19 protein-coding genes are annotated in these 19,569 nt (G+C 68.4%); 5 read left to right on the top strand and 14 right to left on the bottom strand.

Annotation, left to right across the window (positions count from 1 at the left end; translation table 11 throughout):
- Nucleotides 1-27 precede the first annotated feature (27 nt).
- Nucleotides 28-930 carry a TauD/TfdA family dioxygenase gene (locus tag ADK36_RS34945; protein WP_053200373.1) on the top strand — a complete coding sequence of 301 codons (903 nt, stop codon included), beginning with the start codon at nt 28-30 and terminating at the stop codon, nt 928-930.
- Between the two features lie 139 nt (nt 931-1,069).
- On the opposite strand, the gene ADK36_RS34950 is transcribed toward ADK36_RS34945, so the two are convergent.
- Nucleotides 1,070-1,843, bottom strand: a complete 774-nt coding sequence (locus tag ADK36_RS34950; protein ID WP_053200375.1) for a glycosyltransferase family 2 protein — start codon at nt 1,841-1,843, stop codon at nt 1,070-1,072.
- Between the two features lie 66 nt (nt 1,844-1,909).
- Here ADK36_RS34950 and ADK36_RS34955 point away from each other — a divergent pair, with 66 nt between their 5' ends.
- The 3 genes from ADK36_RS34955 to ADK36_RS34965 are packed head-to-tail and all read left to right on the top strand — an operon-like array spanning nt 1,910 to nt 5,706.
- The gene (locus tag ADK36_RS34955) at nt 1,910-3,157 is read left to right on the top strand and encodes a nucleotide sugar dehydrogenase (protein WP_053200377.1); all 1,248 of its coding nucleotides are present in this window, start codon (nt 1,910-1,912) and stop codon (nt 3,155-3,157) included.
- Nucleotides 3,158-3,211: 54 nt separating this feature from the next.
- Complete coding sequence (locus ADK36_RS34960; protein ID WP_053200379.1) at nt 3,212-4,600, top strand: hypothetical protein; 1,389 nt, start codon at nt 3,212-3,214, stop codon at nt 4,598-4,600.
- Nucleotides 4,597-5,706 carry a glycosyltransferase family 4 protein gene (locus ADK36_RS34965; RefSeq protein ID WP_053200381.1) on the top strand — a complete coding sequence of 370 codons (1,110 nt, stop codon included), beginning with the start codon at nt 4,597-4,599 and terminating at the stop codon, nt 5,704-5,706. The genes ADK36_RS34960 and ADK36_RS34965 overlap by 4 nt, the downstream gene beginning before the upstream one ends.
- 58 nt (nt 5,707-5,764) lie before the next feature.
- Here the strand turns inward: ADK36_RS34965 and mobF are convergent, their stop codons facing one another.
- A complete protein-coding gene (gene mobF, locus ADK36_RS34970; RefSeq protein ID WP_234329993.1) occupies nt 5,765-10,201 on the bottom strand; it encodes a MobF family relaxase in 4,437 nt (1,478 codons plus the stop codon).
- A gap of 740 nt (nt 10,202-10,941) precedes the next feature.
- Here mobF and ADK36_RS34975 point away from each other — a divergent pair.
- Entirely contained in the window at nt 10,942-11,340 is a 399-nt protein-coding gene (locus ADK36_RS34975; RefSeq protein ID WP_053200382.1) for a rodlin, read from the top strand.
- A gap of 159 nt (nt 11,341-11,499) precedes the next feature.
- Here the strand turns inward: ADK36_RS34975 and ADK36_RS49710 are convergent, their stop codons facing one another.
- From ADK36_RS49710 to ADK36_RS35030, 12 genes are all read right to left on the bottom strand, one after another.
- Nucleotides 11,500-11,676: a hypothetical protein gene (locus ADK36_RS49710; RefSeq protein WP_199830307.1), complete on the bottom strand. Its 177-nt coding sequence runs from the start codon at nt 11,674-11,676 to the stop codon at nt 11,500-11,502.
- Between the two features lie 4 nt (nt 11,677-11,680).
- Nucleotides 11,681-12,334, bottom strand: coding sequence for a hypothetical protein (locus tag ADK36_RS34980; RefSeq protein WP_234329994.1), 654 nt, complete (start codon nt 12,332-12,334; stop codon nt 11,681-11,683).
- A gap of 44 nt (nt 12,335-12,378) precedes the next feature.
- Nucleotides 12,379-12,657 carry a DUF6211 family protein gene (locus ADK36_RS34985; protein WP_053200386.1) on the bottom strand — a complete coding sequence of 93 codons (279 nt, stop codon included), beginning with the start codon at nt 12,655-12,657 and terminating at the stop codon, nt 12,379-12,381.
- Nucleotides 12,658-12,856: 199 nt separating this feature from the next.
- Nucleotides 12,857-13,465 (bottom strand): DUF6349 family protein, encoded by a 609-nt coding sequence (locus ADK36_RS34990; protein WP_053200388.1) that lies wholly within the window; start codon nt 13,463-13,465, stop codon nt 12,857-12,859.
- Nucleotides 13,462-13,860, bottom strand: a complete 399-nt coding sequence (locus ADK36_RS34995) for a DUF6181 family protein (protein WP_053200390.1) — start codon at nt 13,858-13,860, stop codon at nt 13,462-13,464. The genes ADK36_RS34990 and ADK36_RS34995 overlap by 4 nt, the downstream gene beginning before the upstream one ends.
- A 44-nt stretch (nt 13,861-13,904) precedes the next feature.
- Complete coding sequence (locus ADK36_RS35000; protein ID WP_053200392.1) at nt 13,905-14,333, bottom strand: DUF6197 family protein; 429 nt, start codon at nt 14,331-14,333, stop codon at nt 13,905-13,907.
- A gap of 60 nt (nt 14,334-14,393) precedes the next feature.
- Nucleotides 14,394-15,038 (bottom strand): hypothetical protein, encoded by a 645-nt coding sequence (locus ADK36_RS35005; protein WP_053200394.1) that lies wholly within the window; start codon nt 15,036-15,038, stop codon nt 14,394-14,396.
- A 71-nt stretch (nt 15,039-15,109) separates the two neighbouring features.
- On the bottom strand, nt 15,110-16,498 hold the full coding sequence (locus ADK36_RS35010) for a DUF3560 domain-containing protein (protein WP_053200396.1): 1,389 nt from the start codon (nt 16,496-16,498) through the stop codon (nt 15,110-15,112).
- Nucleotides 16,499-16,845: 347 nt separating this feature from the next.
- Nucleotides 16,846-17,268: a DUF6409 family protein gene (locus tag ADK36_RS35015; RefSeq protein WP_053200398.1), complete on the bottom strand. Its 423-nt coding sequence runs from the start codon at nt 17,266-17,268 to the stop codon at nt 16,846-16,848.
- 119 nt (nt 17,269-17,387) lie between these two features.
- Nucleotides 17,388-18,278, bottom strand: a complete 891-nt coding sequence (locus ADK36_RS35020; RefSeq protein ID WP_053200400.1) for a hypothetical protein — start codon at nt 18,276-18,278, stop codon at nt 17,388-17,390.
- Nucleotides 18,279-18,401: 123 nt separating this feature from the next.
- Complete coding sequence (locus tag ADK36_RS35025) at nt 18,402-18,761, bottom strand: hypothetical protein (protein WP_159391238.1); 360 nt, start codon at nt 18,759-18,761, stop codon at nt 18,402-18,404.
- A 61-nt stretch (nt 18,762-18,822) separates the two neighbouring features.
- Nucleotides 18,823-19,455: a hypothetical protein gene (locus tag ADK36_RS35030; RefSeq protein ID WP_053200404.1), complete on the bottom strand. Its 633-nt coding sequence runs from the start codon at nt 19,453-19,455 to the stop codon at nt 18,823-18,825.
- Between the last annotated feature and the right edge of the window lie 114 nt (nt 19,456-19,569).

Below are 19,569 nucleotides of genomic sequence, written 5' to 3' on the forward strand. Positions count from 1 at the left end.
TACCCCCAAGAGAGAAGGAAGCTCCGCGTGTTCATCGACATCCCGAGCGAACTCGAAGCCGCTCTGATCGACCGTTCTCTCCCGCCCTGGGAGCTGGACGGTTCGTTCCTGTCGCAGTCCACCATTGAGGGGTATCGGACCGAGCTGACGGCGACCCCTCGGTTCGAGGAGACCGCCGCGATGCTGCGCCACGCACTGAACGGGGAGGGCGGCGGCTACGCCGTGCTGCGCCTGAGGAACCTCGCCAAGGCGCTGGGGACCGACGACGACCGGTTCCTGCGGCTGGCGACGGGCTTCGCGACCGAGGTGGCCGTCCCCTTCTCACCCTTCCCGCGGTGGCCCCTGTGGAAGGACATCGGGGTCAAGGTCGACAAGGACCCCGGCAAGTCCAGCGGCATCGGGTACAACGCGTTCCACATGGACCTGGTGAACGGAACCCTCCCCCCGGACTTCACCACGCTCCTGTGCGTTCGCCCCGACCCGCTCGGCGGCGGCCCCAGCATCCTCTCCGACGCCCACGCGGCGGTGGCGCGGCTGTCGGAGGCCAGCCGCGCCCTGCTGGCCGAGTCGGCCTACCACTACGGGACCTTCTTCGACCTGTTCGGCGTGGGCGAGGAGTACAAGCCGTTCCCGATCCTGGACGGCTCCGACCCGGGCGAGGGGTTCATCCGGTTCACCGCCAAGATGCTGGAGCGGTCCGAGCTCGGCCAGGCGCACGCCGACGCCGCCAGGGAACTCGCCGAGGAACTAATCCGGGGTCAGGTCTCCTTCATGCTCCAGCCCGGGGACTACCTCATCGTGAATCAGCGCCGCTTCCTGCACGGTCGGGAGGCGCTCCACAGCGGTCAGGAGACCGTCCCGGTCTCCGACCGGCGGCTGCTTCTCCAGTTGTTCCTGCGCGCGAGCGCCGGCGACGGCTCAGCCGCGTAGCCGACCGACGGCACCGGTGACCCACCGAGTCCCGCCCCCAGGTCCAGCCTCCGAGCACGCGACACGGCCACGGGGCGGAGCCCGGTCGGGCACCCCCGGAAACGGTCGCGCACCGGGCTCCCCGAGCCCGTGCACGGACCTAGATGCGCGAGTTGCGCAGCGACTGCCACACGGCGCCGGCCAGCGCCTGCGTCGCCCGCGGGACCGACAGATGCTCGTGCTCGCGGTACAGGGCCCAGTTGTACTGCACCAGCGACAACTTATTGGAGGACAGCGATCCCGCCTGGTGGGCCCTGTACACCGCAAGCGGCTCAGCCAGGCCCCGGGCCTCCGAGCCGTCCCGCATGATGCTCAACCACAGCGCGTAGTCCTGGCGCTTGCGCATCTCCGGCATCAGCCTCGTGCCCAGGACATTGCGGTCGTACATGGCCGTCAAGGCGCCGATGTAGTCCCGGCGCAGCATCGCGCGGTAGTCCACGTGCTCCCGCGCACGGATCACCCGCCCGTTCGGGACCCAGTCGGTGCTCTCACCGTCGTAGTCGGCGTCCATCTTGAAGTACGAGGTGAACGTCAGCGGCGCATCACCTTCCGCGGCGAAGGCGAGCTGTTTCTCGGTCTTCTCCGGAAGCCACATGTCGTCGCTGTCGAGAAAGGCGATGTAGTCCCCGCGGGCCCGCTGGATCGCCAGGTTGCGGGCCCGGCCTGCGCCGCCCCGTTCGGGTGCCGACTCCGGCAGAACGCGCTCGTCCTGCTCGGCGCACTCGCGCAGCAGGTCCATGGAGCCATCGGAGGACTGGTCGTCGGTGACCAGCAGCTCCAGATCGCTGTGGGTCTGCGTGAGCACCGATCGGACGGCCACACCGAGGGTGGCTGCCGAGTTGTACACGGGCATCACGACGGACACCAGGGGCACAGCACTTCTCCTTGCCAGATCAGGAACGACGGTCCATTCAAGCACCGCAATCGAGCAGGAGCTGCCATGCAGATAGTTGTCGCTGGTCAGGGCTATGTAGGGCTTCCCCTGGCCGTACGCGCCGCCGAGGTGGGTCACCGTGTCGTCGGTTACGACGTGGACACGCACCGCGTCCAGCAGCTCGCCGCCGGCCAGTCTTACGTGAGGGACGTGGACTCCTCGCGGCTGCGCGCAGTGCTGGACTCCGGGGCCTACTCCGCGACCGCCGACACTGCCGCGCTGGCCGGCTTCGACATCGCGGTGATCACCGTGCCGACCCCGCTGCGGGACGGCGTGCCCGACCTGACCTTCATCGAGTCCTGCGCCCGGACGCTGGGCGAGCACCTTCGCCCCGGTGCGACGGTGGTCCTGGAGTCCACGACCTATCCCGGCACTACCGAGGAACTGCTGCTGCCGATCCTGGAGGAGGCGTCGGGCCTCAAGGGCGGGGTGGACTTCCTGGCCGGATTCAGCCCCGAGCGGATCGGAAACAAGCGATGGTCGTTCGAGACGCCGAAATTGGTGTCCGGAATCGACGCCAAATCACTCGATGCGATCAAGGGCTTCTACGACGGCATCTTTCAGACCACGGTACCGGTGTCCGGGACCAAGGTCGCCGAGCTGGCCAAGCTGATCGAGAACACCTTCCGGTTCGTCAACATCTCCATGATCAATGAGATGGCGATGCTGGCTGCTTCCCTCGGCGTGAACATCTGGGAGGCAATCGACGCCGCCGCGACCAAGCCCTTCGGATTCACGCGGTTCACCCCGGGGCCGGGGGTCGGCGGGCACTGCCTGCCCGTTGACCCGATGTTCCTCTCGTGGAAGGCCCAGCAGGAGCTTGGCGTCCCGTTCCGGTTCGCGGAACTCGCCGCCGACGTGAACCGGCACATGCCCGACTACGTCGCCCGGCGTCTCGTGGAAGCACTCAACAAGCGCGGCATGCCCGTCAGTGGATCTCGGATTCTGCTGCTCGGCCTGACCTACAAGTACAACGCCACCGACCTTCGCAACTCCCCTTCGGCGCGTGTCGCCGAACTTCTCATCGACCTCGGCGCCGAGGTCCGCGGCGCCGAACCCAACATCCCGGACGGCGACGACACCAAGCTGAACGTGCCCCGGGTCGATGCGACCCTGGACGAGGTGGCCGCCGCTGATGCAGTGGTTCTTCTCATGGACCACCCGCGATTCGACCTCCAGATGATCGAGAAATACGCAACCTATGTTCTCGACTGCCGAAACCGCCTTTCCGGAGTGAACGTCGAGGCTCTTTAGCCTCTCGAAAATCCCCCCGGACCCGCGGCCAATCCTCCATCATCGGGAGTTGTCTTGCGCGACGATTGGGAACACGCCCACACGGACTACACCATGCCCGCGCAGCGTCGAATTCCTTCCTCGCTGGCCGAAAGCGAGAGCGACTGGCGCCACTACCTGGAGCACTCAACCCCCAACGGCTGGCTGATACGGCACAACGCGATGACCGAAGCGCTCGTCAGCGGAAAGCCGATGTACCTGCTGCACACCACCAAGGACATCGACGCCATCCGCATCAGCCGGCAGCTGCACGTCTCCACCGGATGCCTGGTCGGGGCCCTGTACTGCTCGCCTCTCATCAGTCAGCGTGGGGGACTGCGCCCCCACAACCTCGGCGCCTACCTGATGCGGACGAAGCCTTCCACCATGCCCATGGTCTTCGAGGTCATCCCGGACGCCCCGATCCGACCCAAAGGCGTCGACTACCTGCATCTCGGTGCCATCCACCTGCGTACCTACGAGCGTTACCAGAGCTTCCTGACCCTGGCCGAGAACGACCAGCTCGACCACGCCGTGCTGACCGGGCTGCGTGCCTCGGCCGTGTTCCTCGACGTCGCCCTGCGCAACGCCGTCGGCCATGCCACTCCGGCACCCGAGTTCATCGACCAGTTGTCCGACGCCGTGGCCCACGTGCCGTTCCTCGGCTACCTGTACTTCGAGGTTCTGTCCGAATACCTGATGCTCCACTCCGTTACTCCGGAGACCAAGACCTATGCCCAGGCGGGAGAGCTGAACAACTGGCTCTACAAACGACTCGCCTTCGCCGCCGTGGACGGCATGGACCAGTTGTTCGACCTGGCCCGTTTCAATCCGCGCTATCACCGGCTCGTCCAGCTCATCGAAGGTATGGAACCAGCTCTCGGCCCGGGAGTCGCCGAGTACGTCCGGCGACGACTGTCCCACCTGTTCGCCCGGATCGCGCTGCACCCGTCCCAGGATGCGGCGTCGGTCACCTTCCTGGGCGCTGATCTCAGCACGATCCGGAACGTCGCGCCTGGACTGATCGGCCAGATGATCTTCCGCGAGATCCGGTACCTGCCGCGCTACCAGCAGCTCTACCACTGCTTCGAGAAAGCCAAGGCTCTTGAGGCATGGGATTACTGGAACAGCGAGGGAATACCCACACCCTTCAACGGAGTCCTCCCCAAAGGAGAGATAGGGATAAATCCCGTCTACCCCAGGTCGGCAGTCAGAGCATGGACGGCAGAACAGGACAGTAAGGGCCACTTACATCCGGCCGACGAGGTCTCGGCCGTCTTCACGCCGCACCTGGCGTCGTGGTGGGCGCCACCTCGTCAGCGCGAGATGCGAAACGCCACCGCTGACTCACGAGTCGAGGTGGCCCTGGGAGCCCGATCTCCGATTCCCACCCAACGGGCATCCATTAATGGAGTTTCAGCATGACCTCCAACCTCCTGAACATCGTGACCGGCATCAACCGCACCTCCGTGCCTTCGTCGGGGAGCATGATCCTCGTCAACGATCTCTACAGCGCGATGCCTGACATCCACACGACCTTCCTGGGCAGGGCGCCGGTCGATCAGGCTTGGACGGCCGCGTTCGATCATCTGATCGTCCTCTCCACGACGAAACGCCCTCACGGCCCCGACTTCGACCCATACGTTGACGAGTTGACGCGTGAGGTCGGTGCGCTCATCGAGAAGATCCAGCCGAACGCCATTCACGCCCAGTACCTCGGGTTCGCTCTCAGCCTGGCCTTCACCCGAACCGCCGGCAACACCCCGATCATCGCCATCGCCCACGGCCCAGACGTGATGGTGGCCGAGCGCAGCGCATCGGAACGCGAGGCTATGAATGAAGTTGCTGCCGCAAGCGCCGCGATCGTCGCCCCGACCTCCGCACTCGCCGACCGCATCGACCGTCTCACCGGACGCCGATTCACCGATCGACTCACCGTCATCCCGTGGGGCATCCGTTTGAGCGATGCCCGGGTACGCGATCAACCGCCTACTGGAATCGGCCCCCTGTCTCTGGTGCACGCCGGTCGCCTGGACGAAAACAAATCCACGATCACCGCCGTCGAAGCCCTCGTATTGACCGATCAGCCGCACCACTTGACCGTGATCGGCAAAGGACCCCTACGGGAGCATCTGGAGCAGCGGGCTATCGAACTCGGGCTGCGGGACCGGGTCCACTTTGATCCGTTCCTGCCCCGCGCCGAACTGTGGCGCCGTCTGCCGAACTTCGACGCCTTCGTCTTCACGACCAGAGGTCTGGAGGCTTTCGGGCTCGTCCTCATCGAGGCCCAAGCCCACGGACTCCCGGTCGCCTACTCCGATCTTCCCGGTGTGAGGGAAATCCTCGGGAGCGCTGGCATTCCCTACTCTCCTGGCGACCCACGCTCGCTGGCCGTGGCCCTAGACGAGATGGGCCGGGACTTCCACCGGCGCAAGGCCCTGACCAAGGCATCTCTCAACAACGCGCGCCGATACGACATCACTACCACCGGCCGCCAGCTTCGCGAACTGACGCTCCGCGTTACCTCCTAATGCAAGGACAGGCGGGATCGACCGGGACGACCGGCGGGGCGAAAGGCGGCGGACTCCATCACAGGAGTGGCCCAACGGGTGGCTCGCTCGGTCCATCGTGCGACAGATGCGCATGCGCGTCGGCTTGCCCGGTGTAAGGAGAGACAGGAATCCCATCTCGACCATGCTGGCGACGGGGCTCGTCACTCGACGTCGGCGCCCTCCCTTCGGCCCGCGCTGACAACTCATCCCGCAGACCAGCTACGCGGTAGGCCGCACCGTTGGACGTGTTGCGCGCCTTGGCGGCCTCGGCCCGGATTTGCTTGGCTGCCTGGTTGTCCTTCTCCTGGGCCCGCCGAAGGAGTGCGGCCTTCTTCTCCTGCGGCATGTCCGCTTCGGTGAGTACGGCTTCATGTTCGCTGACCGGCCCGGCCTGCTGGGTGACCTCGTGGAGCCGCGTGCTCATCTGCTCCAGTTCTCGCGCGTCCTCCTCGCGCGTACGGAGCAATTCCTCACGGTCGGCCTCGACCGCAGCCCGATCCTTTCCACGGAGCACCGGCCGCCCGAAGCGGCCTGTCTCGGCCAACTGCTGTTCGAGTCCTTGGATACGGGCCTGCGTGTGGTGGAGTCGGTCAGTGCACTCCGTGATCGTGCCGCCCAGTGCTCGGACTTCGCGGATCGCCACGGCACGCTGGGCAACGTCCTGCTGACGACGGCTGAGCGCGAGCGCGTTCGGGCCTGTCCCGGCGGCAGCCTGCTGTTCGGCGCGATCGGCGGTAGCCTCCGCCTCGTCGGCCGCCGCGCTGGTGGCGCGCGCTGCCACGGTGGCCTTGCGCACTGCGTCGCGCAAGGCCGAAGTGGTGAGGTGAGCGTATGGGCGGTCGGCCGTCGGCGCAGGTTCCGGAGACGCGGTCGACTCCTCGCGCCCCGCGGCGGGCGCCGGGGTGGGTCGGTTCTCGGTCTCCATGTCCTCGTCGGGAGTGTCCGCGTCGTGCGGTTCTCCGGTACCGGGTGCGCGCGGGGTCGGCAGGTCCGCCACGGCCTGGCGGACGTGGACGGGGACCGCGTTCGTTGGGAGTTCGGTGAGGATCATGCGTTCCTCGGTGCCGTTCTCGATCTCGCGGATGAGGCCGGCGACGGCGCGGTCGAGCTGTTCCTGCTCGGTGAGTGCGTCGCCGCTGCGGGCGCGGTCGGCATCGGTTTCGTAGACGGAGAGCGGCAGGAAGAGGTGGGACTCCTCCTTGTCGCGGCTCATCATCGTGTAGAGCGCGTTCGCTTGTGCGCCGGGTCCGTAGACCAGGGCCTCTTGGACGCTGAGGCCCTGGGACTTGTGGCCGGTGATCGCGTATCCGAGGCTGAGTCCGCCCTGTGCGATGTAGTCGGCGTCGACCCATTCAGCAACGTCACGGTGGCCGTCGGCGGTCTTCTCTCGCCACTCGACCAGCACCCGGCGTTCCTCGTCCACGGCCCGCACGATTCCGCGGAGGCCGTTCAGCACGTCTTCGTTCTCGCCTCGGGTCCGCTTACCCCGGTAGTCGTTGATCCGAAGGAGGACCTGGTCCCCTACGGAAAGCATCAGCTCGCCGCCGCCGGGCAGCGCGTAGGCGTGCTCGGGGCCGGTGAGGTCGCCGTTCTCCTTCCGCAGGGCGCGGGCCCCGACGTTCAGTTCCTCCACGATCTCGTTGGTGGCGGCGAGCATGAGGAGCTGCTGCACGGCGGTGTGGTCGTCGGTGTGCCCGGCGCGCTTGTCGGCCCAGATGGTGAGCATCGCGGCGAGGGTGGCGTCCTTGTCCGCGAGGGCGTGCACGCGGCCGGTCCCGGCGAAGGTACGGAGTGCTTCCACCCGGTTGTCGTCGCGCCACAGTTCCAGGGCCCGGCGCTCGATCGCGTCCTTCTGCCGGAAGTTCTCGTTGAGGCTGAGTCCGCCCACGATGTGGTGCACGGCAGCGAAGGAACCGCCGATGCCGGGCGAGTGCAACTGCTTCGGGTCACCGATGCCGACAACCTTCGTGCCGGTCATCGCGGCGTGGGTGAGGAGTTCGGCAATGTCGCGGTCATCGCACATGGCGGCTTCGTCCACGACCAGCACGTCAACGCCCGTGAGGCCGGGGCCGCCGGTGCGGATGCCGGTGAGCCAGGACGCGAGGGTGCGGGACTCGATGCCCGCCTCGGCCTTCAGGTTCGCGGCGGCGACGGCGGCCGTGCTCGCGCCGGCGATGACGAGACCGTGGGCCTCCCATGCCTGCCGGGCGGTGTCCATGATCGTGGTCTTGCCCGATCCGGCGATGCCCACCACCGCGTCGATTCCGTGCCCGGCCGTAAGCAGCCGTTCGAGGACGGCGCGCTGTTCGTCGGAGAACGCGAAGGTGCCACCGTGCTGGGCCTCGACGGTGGACAAGGTCATGCCGACCGTGTCGCGGCTGACGACGGCGGCCTGCGCGCCGAGCCGGTTCGTTGCCTCAGAGACGATCAGCGCTTCCGCCGCCACGACGTCCGCCGTGGTGTACCGGTCGGCGTGCGTGAAGTGCTGAGCGCCCTTCGGATTCAACTGAACCGCGTATCCGGCGTGACGGAGGACGGAGGTCGTGAGTTGTTCGGCTTCCTCGGCGTTCGCGACTCCGTACGGGAGGGCGTCCAGCACGGCGGCGATGGCGGCGGCGTGGGTGAACTCCTTGGAGTGGCTGGTCAAGCCGGTCTTCGGGTCGAAGACCTGGGCGCATAGCTCATCCAGACCAGGGTTCTGGTCTGCTCGGGCCTGCTCCATCGCGCTGGCTGCGATGGCGTCGGGGTCGTCACCGGCAGCGCGGCCTTCGGCCTGCCAGTAGGCGCGAAGAACGTCGTCCCCGACTCCGGCGGCTTCGCCGTTCTTGGCGGCCTTGGACGCGGTGGAGGCCGCAGTGCGCTCTCGGGTCGTGGCGCTGTCGTAGTCGATGCCCAGCTTTGTCAGCAGGTCCCGGACCTGGCTGTCGCGCTTGCTGAACAGGCGGATCGTCGCCTCGAGAATCGCTGCGATCTCCCATGCGCCGGTCCGCTCCTCGCGGCGGAAGCTGATGCCGAACTTGTCGGTCAGCTCCCGGCGGATACGAGCGTTCATGAGGGACTGGGTCGCGCGGGTGTGCCGGTGCAGGTCGCGGCCCCCGCTGGCCATGGTGGACCACTTGCCGTCGGTGCCCTTGACCATGTTGGCCAGGGTGAAGTGCAGGTGGAAGTGGGGGTCGCCGTACGGGGCGCCGTCCACGGGTCGAGCGGCGCGGTGCACCATCATCCAGCCGGAGAACCCGCTCGTCTTCGCCCTCTCCGCTTCGTCGCCGTCGCCGTGGTGACCTCGCATGGCGTACGCGGTCCACCGTTCGAGGGCGGTGATGGACTCGCGGCCGGCGGAGGTGTAGATGCCCTCGACCTGGGCGGCGATCTCCTCCGGGGCGTAGGCGAGGAACGCGGACTTCGACTTCGCGAGGTCCAAGGTGACGTCGGCACCGAAGTTGCCCACCTGCACTCGGCCTTCGAGGAGAGCGGCCTTGATCTCCTCGGCGTCCCACACGTCCTCGGGCGCAAGTCCTGCCGCCTTGGCCATGGCGACGGCTTCGCGCACGTCCATCGGCAGATCCCGAAGACGGCGTTCGCCTTCGCCTTCGGTCTGGGCGTACCGGCGCTTCATTGACGCGGCGGTGAACAGGTCGCCGGGCTGTTGTCCGGTCTCGGATGCGCGGGCCTCGACGGCACGCAGGAGCGCACGGGCGTCCAGGCGGCCGCCCGCCTCGGCGGCCACGGCCTTCTCCAGCGTGTCTTCGCCGTACAGGTCGACGGCGTCGATGCCGACGGCGTCGGCGAGCTTCAGCACGGTGGAGGCGGGGACGCGGTGCGATTCCCCGAACCGCTTGAGCTGGCTCTCCATCCTTCGGAAGGCGTCCTGCTTACGCTGGGAGTCCAGCAGGGAGACGGGGTTCACGCTGCGTTCGGCGGCGGCGCGGCGGATAGCGCGGACCAGCGGGGCGGCAGGGAGCTTGGCGGCCGGCGCGATGGCGAGCTTGGGTTCTACGAGAGTCTGCCCGGTCCGGGGGTCCTCACCGTGCATGAGGCGTCGGGCGGCCTGGAAGTGCTCGGGGGCGAGGATGCTGCCGGGGGTGATGTCGAACTCGGTGAGGCCGTTGCCGATCCACACCAGGGGGCGTTCGCTGGCATCCAGGTGGTAGTCCACCTGTCCGTCGGCGGCCGGTGAGGGAAGGGCCTGTTCGCCGTAGATGTCGCGAGCATCAAGCCCGGCTGCGGCAGCGACTTCGACGGCGTCGAACCCGGTGAACCGAGCCGAGCCCTTGCTACGGATGAGTCCGCGTGCACGGAAGAAGGCGCGCTTGGCCTCGCGGGAGCCGAGCAGGGAGGCGACGGGGGAACCCGCCGCCTCGGCCTTGGCCTCGACGGCGGCAACGAGGGGGGCGGCGTCGACCGTCGTGGACTTCCCGCAGCCGTGACCGCCGGTAAGGCGGTACTCAACCTGCTCGTCGGACGGGCCGATCATGGTCACCCACCCCACCGGCCCGCTCACCCCCCGCTTGCGTTCAGTCAGATTCGGTCATCTTGGCTGATTGTATCGTCACGAAGTGACGATACCTTGGTCCTCTAAATTCAAGATCATGATCAACGAGGGGAACCTCAGGCACTCGGAGCAGCCTGGTCGCTCTTGCGGATCAGGCTGCTGGAGCCTGATGCCCTGTTGGACTGTTACCTCTGTGCGAGGTGCGTGGGCTGGGGTGCCGTACGCGGTGAGGCGGTATGACGATCCAATGTCGGTGCGGTACCTGCGCGGGGTTGTGTCGTTGGTCCGCGTTTGGAGCGCACCCCGCATCCGGCGGCTCCCCGCCAGTTCGCCGAGTTGTCGGGCCCGTACTGGATGGCCTCGGACTCCCCGGCGTACGAGCCCGGCGCGGAGGGCCGGTTCGAGCCGGGACGTGAGACTCCGCCCCCGCACCCGGGTGATCGGCACGAGGGGGAAGCGGGCTCCCGGCCGGAGGGGGCTCGTAGCCGCTGATCCGTCGCCCTGCTGTCGGGTCGAGCGGTCTTGGTTGGGCTCTGCCCGGCCCGCCAGCACTTGGTGACATGACGAAGGTCCCCGCTCCGTACTGGATGCTGTGGGTGAATTCGGCACTTCGCGTGACCTTCGGTTCCCAAGACCACAACCGGGTCTTGGGAACCGAAGGTCACGACGAGCCAGGCGCGCCCCGCCGTGACCGAGGCCCCCGGAAGGGCGTTGAACAGATCATGATGAAGAAGATGATCGTCACAACGGTCCTCGCAGCCGGCTTCCTGAGCATCGCTCCTCATGCGATGGCCATCAGCGATCACAGCGGCACGACGAGTCTCAGCGGCAACGGCGCCAAGCAGGCGTTCGGGAACTCGAAGGCGGAGGGCGACATGAGTCCGCAGCTCTCCCTCGCCCAGGGCTCGCTGGACAAGCCCTGTATCGCCCTGCCGGTCAAGGCCAACATCGGCTCCCTCGTCGGCCTCATTAACGTCGCCGTCCAGGACATCCCGATCCTCTCTGCCCCGCAGAACCAGCAGTGCACCGAGAACTCCACGCAGGCCAAGGGCGACGAGCCGCTGTCGCACATCCTGAACGACATCCCAGTCCTGTCCGGCAACGGTGAGTTCAACGGCTGACCTCGAACACGTCGCAAGCCCCGCCCTCCAGCGCGATCGCGCTGGAGGGCGGGGCTTGGTGCTGTCGTCAGACGGTGGCGTCGACCATGCGCTTTCGCCAACAGCATCCGTACTGGAGCGGGGACCTTCACGTTCACCGTGTGGCCTCACGGCGAACGGCTATCTGGTCAGGGGCCATTCGCCGAAGGGCACCGGCGCCTGACCTTGTGCTTCGCGCACGGCTTCCTCCGTACCGCACGTGGTGCAGATGAAGACCTCGCGGTCGACGGTCAGCCGGGAGCGAGCGGGCCGTTCACCGAGCGGGCCACCGCAGCGCGGACAGCGGGTGTCGAACACGGGGTCACTCCTCGGGGTGCTCGCGGGCGGACTTGAGGATCAGGTTCCAGGTGGGGCGGGAGTAGGTCTTCTCCGTCTGCCCCTGGAGCTCGGGGATCAGCTCGGCGTTCTTCGCGCCGGGGTTCGCCGCGATGGCCTGCCGCGCGAGGGTCAGCCGCTCGTCTCCTTGGTAGGGGTAGGCCAGTCCGCGGCGGCCGGCGGGCCGTCCGCCGGCGTGCCCGCGGCCCTTCCGGTCCGCGAGGTACTGCCACAGCCTCCAGCGCTTCCACTTGGGACGCCGCCGGGTCGGAAGCTCGTCCCAGTCGTCCGGCTCCGGCCATCCCTCGGGCGGGTTCTTGACGTAGTGGGAGACGGTGGTGGAGTCGGCGAACCCGCAGACCTTCGCGGCTTCGGCGGGGCCGACCATCTCTTCGGGGTCGCCGTCGAGCTTGGGCGGGTTGGTGGTGCTCGCCGCGGCGCGCTGCCGTTGAAGCTCGTGGTGCCACGTCGCCCATACGTCGCCGTCCCAGTGCATGACGCCGTCGATGGTCTCCGCGACGGGCGGGTGCCCGTTGTTCTCCCGGTCGGTCCACAGGTTCTGAAGCGTCGGCTCGCTGATGCCGTGGACCTTGCGCAGGTCCGCGCGTGAGTAGAGCGTGCGGCCGGTCTTGCGGGACACGGTCGCCTCCTGTTCTTGGTCGGGGTCGTGACCGCTTGGCACGGTCACTGGATGTCGTCCGGGTCCGGGGCCGGCGCCCACGTACGGCTGCCTGCCGGTTCGAGCCGGGTGAGGGTGGCTATGTCGGCCAGGGGGACGGCGGCGGCCCAGTCGGCGCGGCCGGGGTGGTCGGCGGGCAGGTTGAGCACGAGGTGCCGGCCAGTTGGCGGGAAGTCCTCGACGATGACGAAGCTGTCAGTGGGATCGGCGCCGATGCTGTTACCCCTCGTGAGCTGGGCGATGTCGCCGGGCTGGGGACAGTCGGGGTGTCGGTCACATAGCATGGTGTGGTCTTTCTGGTGAGAGACACCGACGGCCAGCGCCTTGTTGCCCTTGTGCGCTGGCCGTCGTCTGTTGTCTGGGGTGCGTGGCGCCCCGTGGGACGCATGGCCGGTCGGAGGTTGCCCGCTCCGCTGATGGCGGAGTAATTAAACCACCTTTGCGTTGGGCGGGGTGGGGCCCTGCTCCGAAGGACGGCGGTCATCAGAAGAGGGCCCCCTGATCTGTGGGGCGTTGACCCCGGTCGTTCGGTGGCCGGGCGATGCGGAGTTCGTAGCGGGGGCGTCCTTCGTGCGGCGGAGCGTGGGCTTCGCGGCGGTACCGTCTCCAGGCCACGACGGGGGCGCCCTGGTCAATCCAGCCCGCCGGGTACCCGGTGGTGAGCTGAACCCAGCGGCTCGGGCTCCGGGGAACGGCAAACCGGTCCTCGACCGTGGTGATCGGCGGCAGCGTCCGCCAGCCGGGGAAACAGTGGTCGTGCGCGTCCTCCACCGCCTCGTTGTCACCGTCCCCGAACCCCTCGCCGGAGTGCACGGGGCCTTCCCACTCGCACGCGAGACACCCGCCGCGGAACTCCTGCTCGTCCCTCCGGCGGCGGGTCGGCCGGCTGCGGGAGAGCAAGGTCGGGGTGTGGTGTACGGGCGGGTCCAGCTCGTGGCCGAGGTCGCAGTACGCGCCGCCGGGGTGTCCGGGCTGGATGTGCCACGCCTGCCCGGCGCTCTCGGGTGGGTGGTGCGTCTGCGCGTTGCGCACTCGCCAGTAGTACGTCTGCCGTGCCCGCGCTCCAGTCGGCTCGGCGACGGTGGTGGTCACGACTTCCCCCTTCCGGCGGCGAGGACTTCGCGGAGCGGGTCAGCGAGCATGGCCTGTTCGTCGGGGGCATCGAGGAACCGCGGCCCGTACGCGCGGCGTACCGCGCGGCGGGCGTCCTGGTGGCGGTCGAGCTCCGGGTAGTACGGCGATCGGTCGAGCACGTCATAGCCGTGCTGGGTGAGCACGTCGGCGATGAGCGACCGGACCCGTACCGGGTCGAGGGCGGTGAGGTCGGCTTCCCCCGGGGCCGCGAGGAGTACGCGGATCAGCTCGGTCGCGCTGAGCCGGGGGTGGAGGGGGACGCTGAGCCGGTGGACGCCGTCTCGGCTGGGGGTGGCGGATCCTCGGCGGCTCGGCGTCCTGGTGGTGCTGCGGTCTTCTGTCGTCTCGTCCATCGTGCTGGCCTTCGATGACTCGGGTTGCTGGCGGGCGTCGGGTGTCAGAACAGGGCGTGTTCGGCGCGGGCGGCGGCGGTGCGGAACGCTCGGGCGGCGTCGGCGGCGGTGCGGCCGGGCTCGGCGCTCCATCGGTCGATGGCCTCGCGGTGCAGGGCCTTGGCGGCGGCGGGGTCGTCGGTGTCGACGGGGTGACCGGTGAGGGTTTCCGCGAGGATGGCGAATGCCTGGTCGCGAGCATGATTGATGCGGTCCCAGTCGTACGTTCGGCCGGCGGCTCCTCGCCCGTGGCCGGCGGCGACTTGGAGGGCGCCGCGCGGCCAGCACGGCAGTGTGGCTGTACGGCCGGGACCGGCGAACAGGTGCGGGCCTTGGTAGAGGCCGACGTGTTCGATGTGGTGGGCGGCCCATTCCAGGATCGCGGCGGGAGTGTCCGCGATGACGATGCTTTCAGGGGTATGGCGGGTCGGCACGGCGGTGTCCTTCGGGAGGGCGGGGGCGGCGGCGCGCTGCCGCCGCCCCCGGTGGTGCTGCTACTGGTAGGCGGGGATCAACCGGCGGACCTTGTCCTCTCCGATGCACCCGCCCTTGTGACGGCGCGCGCTCGGCGGCTCTCCGTTGCGCCCGCGCAGGTGACTCCAGAACTTCGGGCCTTCCCAGTCACACAATTCGCAGCTGAGGTACCAGTGGTTATCGCTGCCGGGGAACCCGGTCAGGACTGCCCGCCAGTGGTGGGCCCGGAGCCCCGCGAACGCGATCTGCGCGCCCTCGATGTTGCGATCGTTGACCGACATCCGCGGGTGCAGGAGAGGCACCGGCCCGCACAGCGGGGTGGGGGCCTCGGCGAGCACCTGGTCCAGGGGGACGGCGCCGATCCGACCGGCGGCGTATTCCTGCGCGAGATGGGCGGCGGCCATCTCGGTGCCGGGGGTCCCCTTCGGCGGGCGACGAAGGTTGCGTTCGCCCGCGGTGGTGAGGACAAGCCAGTCACGGTGCCACCTGTAGGCGCGGCCGATGACCTGGTCTTCGCCCACGATCAAGGGGTAACGGCACTGGATGTCGGGGGAACCGACGCGGTACGTCGGGACGGTGGTGGTGCCCTCGGTCGCGGGGACGATGAGCCCGCCCGCTCCGGGGTCGGGGACGGTCGCGGGTCGTTCGAGGAGTTGCGTGGTCATGGTGGTGCCCTGTTCTGGTGAGAGAGGGGCCCGCCCCGGCGCGCTCGGCCGCCGGGGCGGGCGGGGCGTGGTTACGCGGCCTCAGCGGGGTCCTGCGGGTTGGCGGTCCATTCGCGGCGCGGGGTGATGCCCAGGTCTTCGAGGACCGGGTCCAAGCTCCCGTTGTCCGGCACCCATTCCCAGTCGGCGCCTTCGGTGCCGGGCCGGTCGGTCCAAGTGAGCATGTAGGAGCGGCCGGAGGTACGGGGGTCGCCGCACACGGCTTGTGCCTCGCGGCGGGTCATCGCCCACAAGGCACGCTTGCGGGAGCGGCGGGAGTTCTTCGAGGCGATCAGCACCAGCGCCATGCCGTCCTGCCAGTTCGTACCTGCGCCGGGGGCCGCCATGGGGGTCGGCTTCTCCGCCGGTACCGGCTCCTTGCTCGGCGTGGACTGCTCGGCCTGCTGCTGCTCGGCGGCCTCGGCCTGGGGTGGCTGCATCTCGTCGGCGCTCTTGCGTCCGGAAACGTCGTCGTAGGGGGCGGTCCAGGTCCAGCCGTCGTGACGGTTGTCCGTCGCGCGGACGACGCGCTGACCGACCCCGTTGTGAATGTGCGGGATGGTCACCGACTTCGGGTTGACCCGCAGGACCTCGTACCAGGTGCCTCTGTAGAGAACGAAGTCACCGCGGGTGAAGTCGGCCTTCGACCAGACCTTGAAGCCCTTGGCCTCTGCGTCCTTGATGATCTGCTGCCAGTGCTCGATCTCTTCGGTCAGTTCCCCGTGCCGGATTTTCAACTCGAGGTCGTCGGGGTTGCGGGTGGAGCCCTTGGCGGACTCGCCGCGCTGCCACTTCTCGACCGCGCGAAGGTCGGCCCGCAGTTTGTCGAGACGGCGGAGCGTGCGGCCGGGGTCCTTCCTAAACCGCTCATAGTTCGCGGCGGCCTGCGCCCGGCCTGTCCAGTGCTCGGCACGGTCGCGCTCACTGATGCTCTTGCGCATCACGTCGTCCATCCGTGCGTGATCACGACGGGCGCGTCCCTCGGAGTGGTGGCCGACGAGGATGGGCTGACCGAAGGCGAACCGCTCGGATATCTCGTGGCTCGACTTCCACGCAGCCTCGGAGTTCTGGGCGGCGGTGTCGGCGTATCCGCCGAACCTCTCCGCCTGGCCTTCGGCCTTCTCTTCCCGGTCCTGCTCGGCCTCGGAGAACGATCGGCGGTCGGCGTTGTCGATGGTCAGTGTGACCTCGAAGCCTGCGTCTCGGAGTCGCTGGGCGAGGAGTTCGAGCGAGGGGGTGTAGGTGGCGTGGTCACGGCTGTGCGGGAGGTACCAGCAGTCAAGGTTCCTGCTCCAGCGGAAGGGCTGGCGCTGGGTGCGGCCGTACTCGCGGAGCCGCAGGATCTCGGCCGATCCGTCTCCCCGGCTGGTGCCCTCGATCAGGGTTCCTTCTCGGCGGGTGTGGGTGATCTCGATAGTCACTGAACTGGCCTTTTCTGGTGAGAGTTTGTGGTCCGGCCGCAGGGCGGACCGTGCGTTGGCAGCGGCGCTGCACCACGGGCGCGGGCCGTGAGGGACGATCGGCTCGCGGGCCGTCGCGCCCTGCGCGACGGCAGGGGCTGCCGCGCCCCCGCGGGGCGCGTCCGCTGCGGTCCGGTGCCCGTCGTCGGTCGGCGGAGCCGCCTGCGGCGGAGTCGGCCGGCGGCGGAGTCGGCCGGCGGCGGTGAACGCACCGGACCTGTCCTGCCGCCCCGAAGGGGTGTCCGCTTGGGTGCTGGGGCCTGCCGGTCCGGAGGTGTTGCCCTCCCCCGGGCCGGCGGGGCCTGGTGTCAGCTGCGGTGGAGCGTGTGCCGGGCGGCCGGGTCGGCGTCGGCCAGTCCGGTCCGCTCACGCCATGCCTGGCGGACGGCGGCGCGGAGCGCGTCCCCGTCGTCGTAGGCGAACCGGCCACGGCGCAGGCTGCGGACGATGTCGCGGAACGTGTCGCCGTGCATCGTGGTCAGCGTGTCGTCCAGCGGGGTCAGCTCGTGCGGGAACATCGCCTGGACGCTGTCGCCGGGCTGCGGGGCACCGAGGGTGAAGAACCAGACCACGGACATGGTGGCCTCGTCCGCGAACTCCGGCCCGCCGAACGGGCCGACGACGACGGCGGGGCGGGTGTCGAGCTGGTGGCCCCGGTGCCAGGGTCCGGCGATCACGAGCGTCGCGGTGGGGAAGTCCTGGACGGTGGGCTTCTTGTCAGTGGTGAGCATGTCGTGTCCTGTCTGGTGAGAGATTCCGCCGGGGCCGGTCGGCCCCGGCGATGGTGTCGGTCGGGGGGTTGCCCTCCCCCTTCCAGCACCATTAATTAAACCATGTTCTTGGGTCTGGGTCAACCGGTCACGACAAGTTCGTGGCGGCGTTCGGCGGCCGTGGTGACGGCGCGGGCGATGGCGCGGCCGGTCTCGATGACCCGGACGGCGGACTCATGCACCGGGGGCTTCTTGTCCTGGGTGATGATGCCCGCGAGCGGCGGCATGACGGCGGGGCCCGGGGCGATGTTCAGGATGAGCGCAGCGACGTGGGCGGCTGAGGCGACTTCGGCGGCGTGCTGGCCGGGAAGGGGGGCGTCCGCCTCGGCGATACGTCGCCACGCATGGCCGTACAGCAGGATGCGGACGGCGTTGTCGGGGGCTTCCCAGGTGAAGTCGAACCCTCCGGCCTGCTCCGGGTCCTCGTGGTACTGGTCGCGGTACTGGTTCACCAGGACATCCCGGATGACCTCGGCGGCGAGCGGGGCGGCGGCGGGCGGCTCGTAGGCGTCGCCGTCGGTCTGGCTGATGTCGAAAACCGGCCCGGCCTTGAAGCCGGACACCTTGCGCCCCTGCCCCTCGGCGGCCTCGCCGGCGGCCTCTCGCTGCCCGCCGTCGGCGGCTGCGGCCGTGGCTCCCTGGGCATCCTCGGTCCGGCGCTTGATCGGCGTCCAGATGCGGAGGGAGGTGGACCCCTTGACCGGGAAGCGTCCGACCTTTCGCCAGTCTCTGGAGCTGAGTACGTGGGTGGCGTTCGGGCACTGGGCGGCGATGGCGATGCAGTTGGTGGGACTGCGGTCATCACGGTCCCGGTGGGTCAGGTTCGCGGCCGTGCGCATGACGGCGGCCCAGAAGTCTTCGCTGCCGACCATCGCGCCGCACGCGCGATCCATGACGGCTTCGAGTTCACCGCGCATCTTGGCGCTGTAGGCACGACGCTCTTCGTCGGTCATCTTCGGCTTGCGGGGCATGCCTCGGTCCTCCTGGTAAGAGATCGACATCCGGGGCCGACTGGCCTAACGGTGCCGGTCGGGGGTTGCCCGCCCCTTCCGACACAATTAATTAAACCATGTTATTGGGTGATTGGCAACCCCCTAAATCCAGTACAACTCTGCCTCGTTGCTCACTGCTCGGTATGCCGCTATGACCTCGTCCTCTATTTCTGTCCAGTGTTCGAGGGTATCGGGGGCGGTCTCCTTGTCGCTGGCCGCGCGCCTGGCCCTGCGCCATTCAATGGCGATTTTGAGTGTGCGGAGTTGGGAACGGGTCAGCTCCCATCGGCCGGAGTCCGGGAGTTGATCGCCGTAGGCCATCGCTACGGCGTTGTTGATGTGCTCGGTACCGGACCACACATTATGTGTGGCCTGGAGCGCAAGAGCGCGTTTAAGGGTGCACCGGAGGTGCGGGGCCTGCACGACCCATTGCGGCTCGATGGTGAATACGTCGGCGCTCATCACAGGGCCTTTCTGGCGGGGCGGCGCGCTGCAGGAGCGCGCCGCCGTGAAACGTCGGGAATTAAAGGGCGTATCCGTCAACGTATTCGCCGCGTTCACCCTCGGGGGTCTGGATGTTGGGAAGGAATCGGCTCACCGCGAATACGACGGCGTCGGCGATAAGCCGGGGCACGTCGTTGAGTACGAGGCTCACCGCGTCGCCGTCGAGTCCGATACGGACCTCTCCCGGTTCAAGGTTCATGTAAACGAAAGCAGATGTGCCGTCGACTCGCGTTCGGGCTCCGGGGAGTCGGGCGGAAAGATCGCGTGCGGCTTCTTCGACACCCCGCCGCATCTCGGCCTGTGCGCGGTTGTGCTCGGTCACGCGCTCGTGAACCTCGCGGTGCACGGGGATGAGATCGGCGGCGATCCGGGCCGCGATGTCCGCCGGGTCTTCACTCATGGCGACTCGGACGCTGTCGCGCTCGCCCCTGCGGAACGGGTAGTCGGTGGCGGGGAATGCGCCTCGGATGTGCAGGTGGCCGGGATCGTCGAATCGCTCGGAGAGGTGGAGCTGTCGGCCGTCGAGGTGAGTGAAGGTGGCGGCGTGGTCCAGCTCCTGGACGCCGTGGTACGCCTGCTGCGGTCGCCAGTTCCCTCCGAGTTCGAGGGCGATCGGGTGGGCCAGCTCCGCGACGGTGGGAGGCGTGCTCATCTCTTATCTCCTGGTGAGAGAGGTTGTCGGCGGCCGGTCGGCCTACCGGTGCCGGTCGGGGGTTGCCCTCCCCTTCCGACACCACTAATTAAACCATGTTCTAGGGGTTGGGTC

The sequence above is a fragment of the Streptomyces viridochromogenes genome, assembly GCF_001270495.1.
Lineage (GTDB): Bacteria > Actinomycetota > Actinomycetes > Streptomycetales > Streptomycetaceae > Streptomyces > Streptomyces viridochromogenes_A.